Origin of the sequence: Parabacteroides johnsonii DSM 18315 (assembly GCF_025151045.1) — a bacterium.
In the GTDB taxonomy this organism is placed as follows: Bacteria; Bacteroidota; Bacteroidia; order Bacteroidales; family Tannerellaceae; genus Parabacteroides; species Parabacteroides johnsonii.
On sequence record NZ_CP102285.1, the window covers coordinates 502,452 to 517,626 of the forward strand.

12 protein-coding genes are annotated in these 15,175 nt (G+C 46.4%); 5 read left to right on the plus strand and 7 right to left on the minus strand.

The features are described from left to right. Both NQ564_RS02235 and NQ564_RS02240 read left to right on the plus strand, forming a co-directional pair. Positions 1–1,272, plus strand: coding sequence for an ABC transporter permease (locus NQ564_RS02235; RefSeq protein ID WP_008148881.1), 1,272 nt, complete (start codon positions 1–3; stop codon positions 1,270–1,272). Positions 1,273–1,438: 166 nt separating this feature from the next. Then, entirely contained in the window at positions 1,439–2,104 is a 666-nt protein-coding gene (locus NQ564_RS02240; protein ID WP_008148880.1) for an ABC transporter ATP-binding protein, read from the plus strand. A 72-nt stretch (positions 2,105–2,176) separates the two neighbouring features. Here NQ564_RS02240 and NQ564_RS02245 read toward each other — a convergent pair whose 3' ends face one another. The 3 genes from NQ564_RS02245 to NQ564_RS02255 all read right to left on the minus strand — a co-directional run bounded on the left by NQ564_RS02245 (position 2,177) and on the right by NQ564_RS02255 (position 3,434). Next, entirely contained in the window at positions 2,177–2,734 is a 558-nt protein-coding gene (locus tag NQ564_RS02245; protein WP_008148877.1) for a phosphatase PAP2 family protein, read from the minus strand. Between the two features lie 22 nt (positions 2,735–2,756). Further along, the gene (locus tag NQ564_RS02250) at positions 2,757–2,966 is read right to left on the minus strand and encodes a hypothetical protein (RefSeq protein ID WP_008148875.1); all 210 of its coding nucleotides are present in this window, start codon (positions 2,964–2,966) and stop codon (positions 2,757–2,759) included. Positions 2,967–3,062: 96 nt separating this feature from the next. Continuing rightward, positions 3,063–3,434: a diacylglycerol kinase family protein gene (locus tag NQ564_RS02255; RefSeq protein ID WP_081450214.1), complete on the minus strand. Its 372-nt coding sequence runs from the start codon at positions 3,432–3,434 to the stop codon at positions 3,063–3,065. A 164-nt stretch (positions 3,435–3,598) separates the two neighbouring features. Between NQ564_RS02255 and NQ564_RS02260 the strand changes: the two genes are divergently transcribed. Genes NQ564_RS02260 through NQ564_RS02270 form a run of 3 tightly spaced genes read left to right on the plus strand, consistent with a single transcriptional unit; the run spans position 3,599 to position 7,826 of the window. Next, on the plus strand, positions 3,599–5,080 hold the full coding sequence (locus NQ564_RS02260) for a TolC family protein (RefSeq protein WP_008148872.1): 1,482 nt from the start codon (positions 3,599–3,601) through the stop codon (positions 5,078–5,080). Between the two features lie 57 nt (positions 5,081–5,137). Next, on the plus strand, positions 5,138–6,511 hold the full coding sequence (locus NQ564_RS02265) for a sigma-54-dependent transcriptional regulator (protein WP_008148870.1): 1,374 nt from the start codon (positions 5,138–5,140) through the stop codon (positions 6,509–6,511). Between the two features lie 13 nt (positions 6,512–6,524). Further along, a complete protein-coding gene (locus NQ564_RS02270; RefSeq protein WP_008148868.1) occupies positions 6,525–7,826 on the plus strand; it encodes a sensor histidine kinase in 1,302 nt (433 codons plus the stop codon). 156 nt (positions 7,827–7,982) lie between these two features. Here the strand turns inward: NQ564_RS02270 and NQ564_RS02275 are convergent, their stop codons facing one another. The 4 genes from NQ564_RS02275 to NQ564_RS02290 form a co-directional block, all read right to left on the minus strand. Continuing rightward, positions 7,983–8,717, minus strand: coding sequence for a tetratricopeptide repeat protein (locus NQ564_RS02275; RefSeq protein WP_008148866.1), 735 nt, complete (start codon positions 8,715–8,717; stop codon positions 7,983–7,985). Positions 8,718–8,864: 147 nt separating this feature from the next. Continuing rightward, a complete protein-coding gene (gene secA, locus NQ564_RS02280; RefSeq protein WP_008148864.1) occupies positions 8,865–12,224 on the minus strand; it encodes a preprotein translocase subunit SecA in 3,360 nt (1,119 codons plus the stop codon). 92 nt (positions 12,225–12,316) lie between these two features. Further along, on the minus strand, positions 12,317–13,942 hold the full coding sequence (locus NQ564_RS02285; RefSeq protein WP_008148862.1) for an alkaline phosphatase family protein: 1,626 nt from the start codon (positions 13,940–13,942) through the stop codon (positions 12,317–12,319). After that, positions 13,915–15,114, minus strand: coding sequence for a lipoprotein N-acyltransferase Lnb domain-containing protein (locus tag NQ564_RS02290; RefSeq protein ID WP_087375515.1), 1,200 nt, complete (start codon positions 15,112–15,114; stop codon positions 13,915–13,917). Before NQ564_RS02290 ends, NQ564_RS02285 begins: the two co-directional genes overlap by 28 nt. Positions 15,115–15,175 lie beyond the last annotated feature (61 nt).

Sequence of the window (15,175 nt, forward strand, 5' to 3'; positions counted from 1 at the left end):
ATGATCAAACATATTTTAAAGATAATGTGGAACCAGCGTCGTAGCAACGGCTGGATATTTGCGGAGTTGTTGGTAGTGGCAGCAGTGCTCTGGATGATGGTAGATACGTTCTGGGTGGATTACCGGACCTATCATGCTCCTTTAGGCTTCGATATCGGAAATGTATGGCGTTTTAAGTTAAGTAATTTGGATGTGAAGGCACCAGGTTACGTGCCCGATTCTCTTTACCATTCGTCCGACCCGGAAGATCTGACGCAGTTGATGACTCAGATCCGTCAGAACCCGGAGGTGGAGGACGTTTGCGTCACTTTCTATTCCTGTCCCTATTCGAGTGGTAATTCATGGCGGGAAGTCAAGCCTGTGGATGGCGACACTATCTATGCGGCTCATATGGAGTCATTCCAGATGCGCAACGTCACACCGGAATATTTCCGTCTTTTCCGTATCCGGACAGTTGATGGGGAACCGGTGTATGATAAGGTCGTAGGGCGGCATAACGTGATTGTGATCACACCGGAAATGGCGGAAGGTTTCTATCATGGTGCTCCGGATATTGTCGGCCGTCGTGTGTATCATGGCGGTCATGATCTGTCGTCTGAGATCGCAGCGGTTTCCACTTCCATCCGAACGAATGAGTATGAGCGTTCCGAAGCCTCTTATTTCCAGTGTTTGGAAGGTGAAACTTACAATTCAACCATCAGCAGCTTCGGTGCCAGTAGTGCCGAGTTTTGTGTCCGGATGAAACGTTCTTATACGCAGAACGAGATGAACCTGTTCTTGGATGGAATGGGAGAGAGGTTGAGGGTCAACAATCTCTATGTCTACGGCATTACCCCGATCTCTTCTTTCCGTGAACAGCAACTGAGTTGGAAAGAACGGGAGGCGAATAACAAGATGTCCTTGATGGCCTTTATGCTGGTAAATGTCTTTTTTGGTATCATCGGCACTTTCTGGCTTCGTATGCAGAACCGAAAAGGCGAGATCGGTCTCCGGATGGCTTTGGGGGCTCACCGTATCACGCTGGAACGCTATATGTATACCGAGGGACTTTGTTTACTTGTCTTGACATTGCCCTTGCTAGTCATCTTCGCCTTTAATATGGCTTATATGGACCAGCTCGATTCTTACCGCCAACCACTTACATTTATGCGTTTCCTCATGACTTTCAGTTTCACCTATCTTCTGATGGGTGCCATGATCTGTATAGGTGTCTGGTTTCCGGTACGTAAGGCGATACGGTTGGCGCCGGCGGAGGCATTGCATTATGAATGATGACAAAACGGACAATGTGTTCAATATCGGACATCTTTTGTTTTGTATAATAATTGATTAATAGCTATTTACTTCTTTGGTATGCAATTTGCCAGTTGGAAGTATATACGAAGAATATAATAACAACGGGCAGCCTCAACCCTGTCCACAACAAACAATAACGATTATGATAACACTTACAAATCTTGAGAAGATCTACCGGACGAAAGAAATTGAAACGGTAGCCCTGGAGAACGTGAACCTGACGGTCGATAGAGGAGAATTCCTGAGTATCATGGGGCCTTCCGGTTGCGGTAAATCTACACTGCTGAACATCATCGGGCTACTGGATGCCCCGACCTACGGTACAGTCGAGATTGCCGGAGTCAACACAATCAATATGAACGACAAGCAACTAGCCGAGTTCCGTAACCAAAAGCTAGGCTTCGTTTTCCAGTCTTTCCACCTGATTAATTCGCTAAACGTGCTTGATAATGTCGAACTGCCCCTTCTCTACCGCAAGGTCAGTGCCAAGGAGCGCCGTGCCGCAGCTGAAGCCGTACTCGAAAAGGTCGGCCTTTCTCACCGTATGCGCCACTTCCCGACGCAGCTCTCTGGCGGCCAGTGCCAGCGTGTCGCCATCGCACGTGCCATTGTCGGCAACCCTGACATCATCCTCGCCGATGAGCCGACCGGTAACCTGGACTCCAAGATGGGAGCTGAAGTCATGGAATTACTCCACAAGCTGAACAAGGAAGACGGTCGTACCATTGTCATGGTTACCCACAACGAGGAGCAGGCAAAACAGACAAGTCGTACGGTACGTTTCTTCGATGGGCGGCAGGTAATGTAAAACGGAATAACACTATTTGTTTAACAAAGAAAGGCCCGATTTCGCAGGGATTGCGAGACCGGGCTTAAACTTCTAAAATGTCATGGATGCATATATGCCGAAGTGTTTATCGCTCGCAACAGGGCTGATAGACAGGTTATGCTTCGTAGCAAACGGACGGGTAAAAATGTAGGCGCTTCCAGCTCCGAGAGCAGCTCCCGCCACTACGTCCCACCAGTCGTGCTTCTTGGCATATGTCCGGCTCCATCCTACATATGAGGCAATCGCATAAGCCGGAATTCCCCATTTCCAGCCATAGCGCCGTTGGATGAACGCAGCTCCCGTAAATGAAACCGAGGTATGCATAGAAGGAAACGAATGTTTGTCGCTACCGTCCGGCCGCTCTTTCTTAATCAGATATTTCAAAGCGTATGTCATACCTATAGTCGAAACTCCTGCCAAAGCGCCTTGCTTCAATCCTTGCCAATCCTGCAATACCAACACGGTAGTCAGGCTCGCTACAGGCGTTATGAACGCCAACACATCACCCGATGTACGGACAGCCTTGCGACTTCCGCTTATCTCAACTTCTTGCGCTTTTCCCGATAAACAAACGAATAATACGAAAATCAGGGTAAGAATTCGTTTCATTTATAGATATGTCTTGTTTACGTTATTTACTTTTTTCAAGAATAAGGCGGCTGATGCGTGCCTGTACCTGCATTAGTGTTACAACGTCAATATTTTCAAAGTCAATATCGATGAGTTTGATTTTGTCTTTTTTAGCCATTCTGTGTGGAGAATGTCCCATTTCCTTTACTAAATCGTCAATCATTTCTTTAATTTTCTCCGCTCTTTTCGAATAATTTACTGTGCGTGCCATAATCTCCTGTTTTAATTTTTAATTAATAATGGCACAAATATAAACAAAGAGAATTGTAAAACAATGAAATAAAGGATTATTCTTTTAAATAGTCATTCAGAATCCCAGTTTAGGAAAAAAAATAATCGATCCGACTATGGCAGCCGCTATTGCCATAATTAAAACGGCTCCTGCTGCGAGGTCTTTCGTTTTTTTTATTGCTTCGTTGTATTCGGGTGAGACCAAATCTGCCAATGATTCAATGGATGAATTGATTGCTTCGGCCGATAATACGGCTCCGATTACGATCACGACCGCCATCCATTCTGTTTGGGATAAACCGAAAGAAAAGCCGGCTATAATCACGCAAATAGTAGCAAAACAATGTATCCATGCATTGTGCTCTTTTTGTATCAATAAACGGATGCCATTAAAAGCATACCGGAAACTGGCCAGTCGTTTACGAAAAGTGAAGCCGCTGTTTTTCATATTATTTATTGTTTTGAGAGAACGGGACAAAGATATGAATAATACTTCAAAAACGGACACACTGTTCATTTTCGGACACTATTGTTTTGGACATGTTACAGACAATCAGTTATATATCTTTTTGGCATAACTTTTGCCAACGGAAAGTCAAAACATTTATTACGATGAAAAAGATCTATATAGCCATCATTTCTATTCTGTTGTCGGGTACCGGATTGCAGGCACAGGAACAAGATACTGTCAGGCTGACTCTAAAAGAAGCGATCAACTTGGCGCAAATGCAATCGGTGGATGCAGCAGTGGCCTTGAACGAGCTGAAGACTGCTTATTGGGAATACCGTACGCATATTGCCGACCAGTTGCCGGAGATCAACTTCAAGGGAACGCTTCCAGCCTACAGTAAACAGTATACTAAATACCAGCAGTCCGACGGTTCGTACACTTTTGTCCAAAACAATTCGCTCGGCCTGAACGGAGAGATTTCGATCGATCAGAATATAGCCTTGACAGGTGGTAAGATATCGTTGAACTCTTCTCTCGATTTTAACCGGCAGTTGGGGAAGGGGGCTTTCAACGAATATATGAGCGTACCTATCGGGTTGACGCTTACGCAGCCGATTTTCGGTGTGAACGACCAGAAATGGAAAAGGCGCATCGAGCCTGTCCGTTATCAGGAAGCGAAAGCCGCTTATATCGAGAGTGTGGAAGGAGTGACGATCAACACGATCGGCTATTTTTTCAACCTGCTGCTGGCAAATGAAAACTTGCAAATTGCCAGGCAGAACCTTGAAAATGCCGATAAGTTGTACGAGATAGCGGTTGCCAAGCGTAAGATCGGTCATATCTCCGAAAGCGAACTGATGCAGTTGAAGCTGTCTGCCTTGCAGATGAAGGGGAAGCTGACCGAGGCACAATCCGGTCTAAATGCCAATATGTTTCAGCTCCGCGCTTTTTTGGGGTTGAGCGAACAGGAAGTGATCGAGCCGATCCTGCCGGAGTCTGCCCCTTCTTTACGGATGATGTATGAGGTAGTGTTGCAAAAAGCGCAGGAAAACAATTCGTTCGCCAAGAATATTCGCCGTCGCCAGCTGGAAGCTGATTATGAGGTGGCGACAGCCAAAGGAAATCGTCGCAGTATCAATCTTTTCGCCACGATCGGTTATACAGGAAAAGATCATACGTTCGATTCCGCCTATAACCGATTAAAGGGAAATCAGGTGGTGGAAGTCGGCATGACGATCCCGATCCTCGATTGGGGCAAGCGCCGGGGAAAAGTGAAAGTTGCCGAATCTAACCGAGATGTGACTTTATCCAAGATCCGTCAGGAGGAGATCAGTTTTAACCAGGATATTTTTTTGTTGGTGGAAAACTTTAATAACCAGGCCGCTCAGTTGGAGATCGCTCAGGAAGCCGATGCGATTGCTGAGAAGCGCTACAAGACCTCTATCGAGACATTCATGATCGGTAAGATCAATATTTTGGACCTGAACGACGCGCAACAATCGAAGGATGAGGCTAAACAGAAGCATATCCAGGAGTTGTACGACTATTGGAACTACTATTACAATATACGAAGTGTCACCCTTTATGATTTTATCAATGACCGGACTCTTGATGTGGAATTTGAGAAGATCGTAAGGCGATGATCGATTAAATTCCATAAATTTGCAAATCATAAATCATAAATTTGAAATCATACATCAATGATCCTGATAATAGACGATGATGCAGCCGTTCGTTCTTCGTTAACTTTCTTGTTGAAACGGGCCGGGTTCGAGCCGGAAGCTGTTCCGGGACCGGAAGAGGCATTGGCTGTTGTACGCCGGATGGTGCCACAGTTGATCCTGATGGATATGAACTTTACACTGACTACGACCGGTGAAGAGGGGATACAACTGCTGAAGCAGGTGAAGATTTTCCAGCCTGACGTCCCGGTTATCCTGATGACGGCATGGGGATCCATTTCGCTTGCCGTGCAGGGGATGCAGGCAGGAGCTTTTGATTTTGTGACCAAGCCTTGGAACAATCTCGTTCTGCTGAAATCCATCCGTACGGCAATCGAACTGAGCGAACAGAAGAAGGAACTGGAAACACCTTTGAACCGCTTGGATGCCGATAATAAATTTCATTTTGATAAGATCATTGGCCAGAGTGCCCCGTTGATGGATGTGTTGGGGACGGTTTCCCGGATTGCTCCGACCAACGCTTCCGTTCTGATAACCGGCGAGAGCGGAACAGGGAAGGAGCTGATTGCCGAGGCGATCCATACGAACAGCCCTCGTACGAAAGAGCCGTTTGTAAAGGTCAACCTCGGCGGGCTTTCACAAAGTCTTTTCGAGAGCGAGATGTTCGGGCATAAGAAAGGAGCGTTTACTGACGCTTACATCGACCGTACCGGACGTTTCGAGATGGCAAACAAGGGGACGATCTTTCTTGACGAGATCGGTGATCTCGAACTGTCCTGCCAGGTAAAGCTGCTACGTGTCCTGCAAGACCAGACATTCGAGGTTTTGGGTGATAGCCGTCCTCGCAAAGTCGATATCCGTGTGGTTAGTGCGACAAACCGCAACTTGCGCGAAATGGTGGCTGAACGCATGTTCCGGGAAGATTTGTTTTATCGTATCAACCTAATAACTGTTCATCTGCCTGCGCTTCGCGATCGTAAAGATGATATCCCTTTGTTGGCACGTTATTTTGCCGATAAACAATCAGAGATAAACGGCTTGCCTACTGTCCGTTTTTCATCCGAAGCTTTGACCTTCCTGCAAAAACTGCCTTATCCGGGTAATATCCGTGAGTTGAAGAATTTGGTGGAGCGGACGATACTGGTATCGGGCAAGGCTGTTTTGGAGGCCTCTGACTTCGAGGGCCAGTGTCTTCATACGACATTGTCGGCAAAGGCTGAAGGGGCTCCTTCGTTTGAAGGCCTGACATTGGATGAGTTGGAAAAGCAAACGATTCTCCAGGCGCTGAAAACACATGCCGGTAATCTTTCACACGCTGCCATGGCACTCGGTATCAGTCGGGCGGCCCTGTACCGCCGTCTTGAGAAATATGATATTCCTGTAGACAAATAAATCGCCCCGACTGATGAGAATAAAAGGATTGTTTTGGATATTGACTGCATTGCTGTTGTCTGTATTGGCGATTATTACCTATCATGCTTTCTATGCGGAGTCGTCTTTTATGTTCTTTTTCGTGGAAGGGATCGTGATCCTGACAATCATCTATTTGTTTGTGTTCTATAGTCGTATCATTAAGCCTCTTACGATTATAGGGAATGGTATGGATTTGTTGAAGGAGCAGGATTTCAGTTCCCGTCTGAGTCGTGTGGGACAGAAGGAGGCGGATCGTATTGTCGATATTTTCAACAAGATGATGGAACAGTTGAAGAACGAACGCTTGCATCTAAGGGAACAGAACCATTTCCTGGATTTGCTGATCAATGCCTCGCCGATGGGGGTGATTATGTTGAACCTTGATAAGGAAGTCCTTTCGGTCAATCCGGCGGCTCATAAGATGCTGGGAGTTCCTTCCTTGCCGGATATCGTGGGCAAGCGCCTGTCGGAACTGGATTCACCTTTGGCGGCGGAGTTGGAGCCGATCCCCTTATACGATTCGCAGACAGTCCGCCTGAACGATGCCAATATATATAAATGTACGCATTCATCGTTTGTGGATCGTGGCTTCCATCATTCTTTCTATTTGGTGGAAATGTTGACGCAGGAGGTCTTTAAGGCCGAAAAGAAAGCGTATGAGAAGGTGATCCGTATGATTGCTCATGAGGTGAACAACACGACTGCCGGTATTACTTCCACATTGGACACGCTTGAGGCGACCTTCAGCGAGATGCAGGACACAGAAGATATTTGTGAAGTCCTGCGTGTTTCGATAGAGCGTTGTTATAGTATGAGTCATTTTATCACGAAGTTTGCAGACGTGGTTCGCATACCGGAACCTCAAGCCAAGACACAGCCGCTGAATGCAGTTGTCTTTTCGTGCAAACGTTTTATGGAAACGATTTGCCTGAACCGGAATATCCGGATCGTGATGGATCTGGACCCTGTTTCGCCGATTGTCAATCTGGACAATTCACTCTTTGAACAGGTGTTGGTCAACATCATCAAGAACGCTTCCGAATCGATCGACCATGATGGTGAGATTTATATCCGTACCTCCCGTAATCCGGTCTGTCTAGAGATTGCCGACACTGGCAAAGGCATTGACAAGGAAACGGAGGCCAAGCTGTTCAGCCCTTTCTTTTCGACTAAACGTGGTGGCCAGGGCATCGGCTTGATATTTATCCGTGAAGTTCTCCAAAAACACAACTGTTCCTTTTCCCTCAGGACGTATGCGGATGGATTGACGCGGTTCAGGATTTTATTCGAATAAGGATTGGAGTTTGCAAGTAAGTGCAATTATGATGAAAACCCTATGCTTTAGCGGTCGTAACCCTATGGGTTAGCAGTCGTAAGGCATAGGGTTAGCACCCTTAAACCGGATGTCCTGTCTTTTGGAGGATTGCATCCGTTTTGTTATCCGTCTTGCTTATTTGGCTGCATTGATAGCATCCAGAATCTTTTTAGAATTGGCATCGGCTGCGTTCAGAGCGATTGCCTGCTCCAGGTAACCTTTGGCTTTTGCCATTTGAGCATCTGCTTTTTTCTTTTCAGCTGCGTATTTATCAGGATCGGATGTTGCGATCGGGTTGGCATCTGCCAGGATTTTTGCACCTGCATTGTAGAACATAACGCCGAGGCTGTAAAGGGCGTTACCTTTATATTTGGCGTTACCTACAACTAATACGTCTTTAAACAGTTCTTCCGCTTCTTCAGTCTTACCTGCTTTCTGGGCAGCCTGTCCTTTCTTCATGCAATAAGCATACAGAAGTTTTTCGAGATTTGCGTTCTGGGCATTAGCTTTCAGACCTGCTTCGACTGTTGCTGTAAAATCGGCTGCTTTGTCCTGGCTACGCAAAGACATAGCTTTGCCTACATAAGCGTCGTCTGTCTTATAGCCCTTTTGAATGGCCATGTCGTAGAATTTGATGGCATCGTCATACTTTTTAGCATTGTAAGCTGCAAATGCACAGTTAAAGACGCGGCTTTCATCTTCATAGTTCGTAAGTTTTAAGTATTCGCTGTACTTTGCTACAACTTCGGGATAGTTTTTTGCAGTCATGGCTGCGTCCCCTTCTTCGCGCAGTTTGTCTGCGTTCGCATCTTGTGCGAATAAATTGCCTACACTCAGGCAAAAAGCCAGTAATAAGATAATTTTCTTCATGGTGATTAAATGTAATATTTAAATTAGTTCGACTAAGGTAACAAGTGTATTGTAAGGGACAAAGGATTTTGTGTTTTTTTAGATTTATAAAGAAAACGAAAGCGACCTTTTCGGGGCCGCTTTCGTTTTTCATGTTGCCGGATAGGATTATAAACCTTGTCCGTGACAATTCTTATATTTCTTACCGCTTCCGCAGGGACAGGGATCGTTGCGGCCTACGCGTTTTTCGGCGCGAACCGGTTCTTGGCGCGGTTGTTGCGGGGCACGTTCTTCCGGATCGTTGTTACCGGAAATATCGGTCTTTTCAGCACGATATTTACTCATGTCCTGACGGCGTTCGGCTTCTGCTCTTTGGATAGCGATACGCTGACGAGCAGCTTCTTCCATCGCAGCCTGACGGGCCGCCATAGCCTGCTTTTCTTCTTCAGTCGGTTCTTCGCGAACAGGGATCTGACCGCGCATCAGGACGGCAGCAGTCTTACGGTTCATCATATCCACCATGTTTTTGAACAGGTTGTAAGATTCCAGCTTGTAGATCAACAGAGGATCTTTGTTTTCGTAGCTGGCGTTCTGTACCGAGTGACGCAGTTCGTCCATCTCACGCAAATGTTCTTTCCAGGCTTCGTCGATTGTATGCAGGACGATCGATTTCTGGAATGCTTTCGTGATAGCTTTGCTTTCTGTTTCGTAAGCCTCTTTCAAGTTGCAGGAAACATTATACATGCGTTTACCGTCCGTAATAGGGATCATGATGTTTTCATACATTGCACCCTGATGTTCGTAAACCTGTTTGATCACCGGATTGGCAACTTGAGTCATACGTTCCATACGGCGTTTGAACAGTTGCAGCGCTTCGTCGAACAGTTTATCGGCCAGCTTGTCGGCTTTGCCGCTCTTGAATTCTTCTTCCGTGAACGGACATTCCATTGCGAAAGTCTTGAACAATTCCAACTTGAAACCTTCGTAGTCGCCATCGGCATGTTGGTCGACGATTGCAACGGAAGTGTCATAAATCGTATTCAATACGTCCAGACCGATACGTTCTCCCATCAGGGCGTGACGACGGCGGGTATAGATTACGTTACGTTGCGAGTTCATCACGTCGTCATATTCCAACAGACGTTTACGGATACCGAAGTTATTTTCTTCCACCTTCTTCTGGGCACGTTCAACAGATTTGCTGAGCATGCTGTGTTCCAATACTTCACCTTCCTTGAATCCTAATTTATCCATCAGTCCGGCGATCTTCTCGGATGCGAACAGACGCATCAAATCGTCTTCCAGAGAAACGAAGAATACGGAAGAACCCGGGTCACCCTGACGTCCGGCGCGACCACGTAACTGGCGGTCTACACGGCGGCTTTCGTGACGTTCCGTACCGATGATGGCCAAACCGCCGGCAGCTTTTACTTCTTGAGACAGCTTGATGTCGGTACCACGACCGGCCATGTTGGTGGCGATCGTCACCGTACTGCTCTGTCCGGCAGTCGCTACGATTTCAGCTTCTTTCTGGTGCAACTTCGCATTCAAGACGTTATGTTTGATCTTACGCATGGTAAGCATACGACTCAACAATTCGGAGATTTCGACGGATGTCGTACCTACCAGTACCGGGCGTCCTGCTTCGGTCAGTTGGACGATCTCTTCGATTACGGCGTTGTATTTTTCACGCTTCGTCTTGTAGATGCGGTCGTTCATATCGTTACGGGCGATCGGGCGGTTGGTCGGGATTACGACAACATCCAGTTTATAGATGTCCCAGAATTCGCCGGCTTCCGTTTCAGCCGTACCGGTCATACCTGACAGCTTGTGATACATGCGGAAGTAGTTCTGCAAAGTGATGGTTGCAAATGTCTGTGTAGCGGCTTCCACCTTCACACGTTCTTTTGCTTCGATAGCCTGATGCAGACCGTCGGAATAGCGGCGTCCATCCATGATACGGCCCGTTTGTTCATCAACGATCATGACCTTGTTGTCCATCACGACATATTCGTCGTCTTTCTCGAACAAGGTGTAAGCTTTCAGCAATTGGTTGATCGTATGTACGCGTTCGCTCTTGACGGAATAGTTGGCCAGCAATTCGTCTTTCTTGGCTTGTTTTTCTTCTTCGTTCTGAATATGTTCAAGTTCGGAAAGCTGGGAAGTGATATCCGGCAATACGAAGAATGTCGGGTCGTCGGTCTTACCTGTCAGCAAGTCGATACCTTTATCGGTCAGTTCGATACTGTTATTCTTTTCGTCGATTACGAAGTACAGTTCGTCTGTCGCTTCGTGCATATGACGCATGTTTTCAGACATGAAGTATTCTTCCGTCTTCAACATCTGGGCTTTTACGCCTTGCTCGCTCAGGAATTTGATCAGCGCCTTGTTACGCGGATATCCCTTGAAGGAACGGTACAGCTGGATAGAACCTTCTTCTACCTCTTTCTGATCGCTGCTTGCCATTTTTTTCTTGGCTTCGATCAGCATCTTGGAACAAAGGTCTTTCTGTGCGTTTACGACTACTTCCACATTCGGGCGGAACTGTTCGAACAACTGCTCTTCACCGCGGGGGATCGGACCGGAAATAATCAACGGTGTACGGGCATCGTCGATCAACACGGAGTCGACCTCATCGACAATGGCATAGTTGTGTTTGCGCTGTACCAGGTCGTTTGGGCTGATCGCCATATTGTCACGCAAGTAGTCGAAACCGAATTCGTTGTTCGTACCGAACGTGATGTCGGCATTGTAAGCAGCACGGCGGGCGTCGGAGTTCGGCTGATGCTTGTCGATACAGTCTACCGACAATCCGTGAAACATATATAACGGGCCCATCCATTCCGAGTCACGTTTTGACAAATAGTCATTTACGGTTACCACATGTACACCGTTGCGAGTCAATGCGTTGAGGAATACAGGCAGGGTAGCCACCAATGTTTTACCTTCACCGGTCGCCATTTCAGCAATCTTACCTTTGTGCAGTACGACACCACCGAACAACTGTACGTCGTAGTGGACCATATCCCAGGTGATTTCGTTACCACCTGCAACCCAATGGTTGTGATAGAGAGCCTTATCGCCGTCGATTTCCACAAAGTCGTATTTGGTAGCCAGATTACGGTCGAAGTCATTTGCCGTTACTTCGATTGTTTCGTTTTCGGAAAAACGGCGGGCCGTATCTTTCATGATGGAGAATACTTCGGGAAGGGATTCTTCCAATACCACTTCCATCTTATCCGTGATGTTCTTTTCGATTTTGTCTACTTCGGCCCAGATCGCTTCACGTTCTTCCAGTTCCTTGTTGTCGATACCTTTGCGCAGTTCTTCCACTTTTGCGCGTTCATCGGCTACATAATCTTGAATACGCTGTTTGATTTCATCAGTTTTTGCACGAAGCTCGTCGTTCGAGAGCTTTTGGATTGACGGATATACGGCCTTAATCTTATCCACATACGGGGTAATTTCTTTCAGGTCACGCTGCGACTTATTGCCGAACAGCTTCGTCATAAATTCATTAAATCCCATAACTTATTAAATTGACAATTGACAATGCAATTGGCTCTATCAATTGGATGGTTACTATGTTTATTTTGTTTTAATTATATACCAATGGATATTTATTTAGATGAAATTGTCAATTGTCCATTGTCAATTGTCAATTCCCTCAACGGCAGACTGAGGGATGCATTGGGTGGCCTGATCCTCAGCACATGGGTTACCGTAGGGGCTACTTCTGTGGCTTTTACTTCGCGGTAGATGTGTTCCGGTTTGATACCGTTACCCATAAATACCAGCGGGGTTATAACTGCATTATTTCGTATTACTTTTACTTTTGCTTTCGGATCGTCATTGTTGATAGTCCATCCGGGCTGCAACTCGATGATCAGGTCACCACGACTTGAAAGGTGTGTACCGTGCAGGTATTTGGAAGTCTTTTCGTTCCAGTTACCCGTACGAAGGACGTTTTCGGTCGCTACAAACTGTACGCCGCTGAATTCGCGCAGGAATTCGGCAGCCTTTTCTTGTATGACAGCCAGTTCCAGCTTTGCGTCTTCTATCGCTTTGCGGTTCAGGTAGATCTGATTGTTATAGAATCCTTTTACCCAACTTGTATGTTGACCGTAAATAGCCATCAGATACATATTGAGCAATGCGACGCAACGTTTCGGATGGAATTCGCCATTCGTCAACTGCATGCCGTCAGGATATTCTTCTTCACTCTTATAATATCCCGAACCGGTAAATACGATCAGCGTGTTGCTCAGTCCGACCTTCTTGTCGATCTTGTCCAACAACTGTTCCAGATCCTTGTCCAACTGATAATAGGTGTCTTGTATCTCGCGGGTATATTCCTTATGCATATTGCCACGATAGTTGCCTGCATAATAAGTGATGGCAAGCATATCCGGACAGGAACGTGTACCGAAAGCCCCGTATTCGAGGAACTGAAGCGCCAAGCGATTGATTTCCTTATTGATAAAAGGAGAGGTCTTCAGGTTGAAGAAACACTCGTTCGTATTTTCTTTGAATGTGTATTTGAAAGGTATCTCGTCTAATACGTATGGGAATGCGTTGAACTTGTCCGGTGACAAAGACGGTGTCCAAGCCATCTGCTCCAAACGGGCCGACAGGGATTCCGGGCCGTTGTTGTAGCGGTCCACATACCAAGGAAGCCCTTTGTAGTAGGTCGTTGTCGCCCATTTGCCGTTGTAATCGTCCATCCAAAAAGCACCGTTTGCCGCATGTCCGGCAGAAAGGATCGCACTTTCGGGGTTGGGAGCAATGGCATATACGTCACTTCTGCCTTTGGAAGCGATTTTCAGTTCATCTCCGATCGTGGAGCTGATCAGTTTCCGGGGAGAATAATGTTCTTTCGTATAATTGCCGATATAGTCCGGATCATATAAGACCGAAACCTCTTTTTCCTTGTCAAAATCGTAGATATTCTTTCCTGATATTCCGCTGAAATTAGGATTACTTCCGGTAAATAGGGTGGCAAAGGCACTGGCTTCGTCGATGTCAGAGAATTCGAACCGGATGTTGTTATACACCAGTCCTTCATTCATCAACCGCTTGAAACCGCGTTCGCCGAATGTATTATAAAAGTATTCTATATAATCGCCCCGCAACTGGTCGACGGTGATGCACACGACCAATTTGGGCGTGCTTTGTTGAGCCTCCAGATTGGTTGCTGCCAGAATTGCGATAAGCGATGTTAATATTTTCCGTACCCGATGTTCCATATTTTTCTGTAAACGCCATATCCCGAACGGAGCCAAATGCTCATTACCAGCGGGATAAATGCTGTATTTAAATGCTGCGGAATGAAATGCCAGCCAGCCAGCATCAGCGTAAGCGCCGCAAAGTTAATAAAATGATAATAATATGCGGCCTTTCTTAACTTTTTTACTGTAAACAAAATAACAGCTGCCAAGTCAAAAGGTTGCAACCAGATAATATTCCAGTTCGGGCAAACACATGGATGTGTCGAAACGAAACTCAGGAAAAACAGTACGATTCCTGCTATTCCGGCGATGAGAAACAAGAGGCAATCGACAATCCTGAAATAAGATTTGCGACGCCATTCTATGAACGTGACAGCCAACACGACCAGGAAAAAGGCCCAACAGCTGACAAGTGGCGTAAAGAAACCCGTGTCCGGTCTTTCTTCATCGGCAAGCCCGTTTACCAATGTTTTGGTTGAACTTACCAATTTTTTCCGGGAACCGTCTGCGCCGGTAATGGTTGCAGTGCCGAACGCTTCTTTCAAGTAGGGCGGTAGGAACATCATTTCATGGGGAGTCGCGATCCGGTCGGTCGGGCTGCCAAGTGCCAGGTCACACCCGAACGTAAGCCAAGGTCTGTTACGTGTACAATAGTTGATGAGATCGCGGAACGTCTGCTGCTTGAATGGTGCATCATAATCTATTTTTCCATCTGTCTGATTTTCGATAATGGCGGCGGGTCTTGTCGCACAATTGTCAAAAAAGAAATTATAGCGATACACGCGGTTTTCCGGCCGGTTATTAATCATCAAGGCTTCCCATATCCGTGCTTTTCCTGCGGAATCGATATCCAGGATTTGTTCGGTGACTTCGCTCCCCCGCATCTCATATTCGATCAGGAAGTCGCGTGTATATTGCGCTGCGAGTCTGTAATCGGTTTCTCCTTTTGCAAACCGGTAGATGAAGTTGGGCTTTGAGAAGTCGAATATCCCGTAATTAAATACGGTATCGAGTTTTTTCGAGGTATCTCTTACCCGTAAAGCCGTATGTCCGTAAACTGTGTACACTTCGTCTTCCGATGGCGAAACAGTCAACAAGCTGATCTCGGCATCTTTGCTGAGCAACGGATATTGCGCCTGAAGCGAGACGGAAGCGAAGAGTAGCAAAAGTGCGTAAATATATCTTTCCATTTTTTATTCAATTTGCTTTCATGGCACAAATATATAACGATGTGGTGGATATATCAAAATG

What these genes read in the sequence shown, in the direction of transcription:
- NQ564_RS02235 (WP_008148881.1), top strand. Translation starts at nt 1, where the DNA reads ATGATCAAACATATTTTAAAGATAATGTGGAACCAGCGTCGTAGCAAC.
- NQ564_RS02255 (WP_081450214.1), bottom strand. Translation starts at nt 3,434, where the DNA reads ATGAAAAACAGCGGCTTCACTTTTCGTAAACGACTGGCCAGTTTCCGG.
- secA (WP_008148864.1), bottom strand. Translation starts at nt 12,224, where the DNA reads ATGGGATTTAATGAATTTATGACGAAGCTGTTCGGCAATAAGTCGCAG.
- NQ564_RS02290 (WP_087375515.1), bottom strand. Translation starts at nt 15,114, where the DNA reads ATGGAAAGATATATTTACGCACTTTTGCTACTCTTCGCTTCCGTCTCG.
- NQ564_RS02240 (WP_008148880.1), top strand. Translation starts at nt 1,439, where the DNA reads ATGATAACACTTACAAATCTTGAGAAGATCTACCGGACGAAAGAAATT.
- NQ564_RS02250 (WP_008148875.1), bottom strand. Translation starts at nt 2,966, where the DNA reads ATGGCACGCACAGTAAATTATTCGAAAAGAGCGGAGAAAATTAAAGAA.
- NQ564_RS02245 (WP_008148877.1), bottom strand. Translation starts at nt 2,734, where the DNA reads ATGAAACGAATTCTTACCCTGATTTTCGTATTATTCGTTTGTTTATCG.
- NQ564_RS02275 (WP_008148866.1), bottom strand. Translation starts at nt 8,717, where the DNA reads ATGAAGAAAATTATCTTATTACTGGCTTTTTGCCTGAGTGTAGGCAAT.
- NQ564_RS02265 (WP_008148870.1), top strand. Translation starts at nt 5,138, where the DNA reads ATGATCCTGATAATAGACGATGATGCAGCCGTTCGTTCTTCGTTAACT.
- NQ564_RS02270 (WP_008148868.1), top strand. Translation starts at nt 6,525, where the DNA reads ATGAGAATAAAAGGATTGTTTTGGATATTGACTGCATTGCTGTTGTCT.
- NQ564_RS02285 (WP_008148862.1), bottom strand. Translation starts at nt 13,942, where the DNA reads ATGGAACATCGGGTACGGAAAATATTAACATCGCTTATCGCAATTCTG.
- NQ564_RS02260 (WP_008148872.1), top strand. Translation starts at nt 3,599, where the DNA reads ATGAAAAAGATCTATATAGCCATCATTTCTATTCTGTTGTCGGGTACC.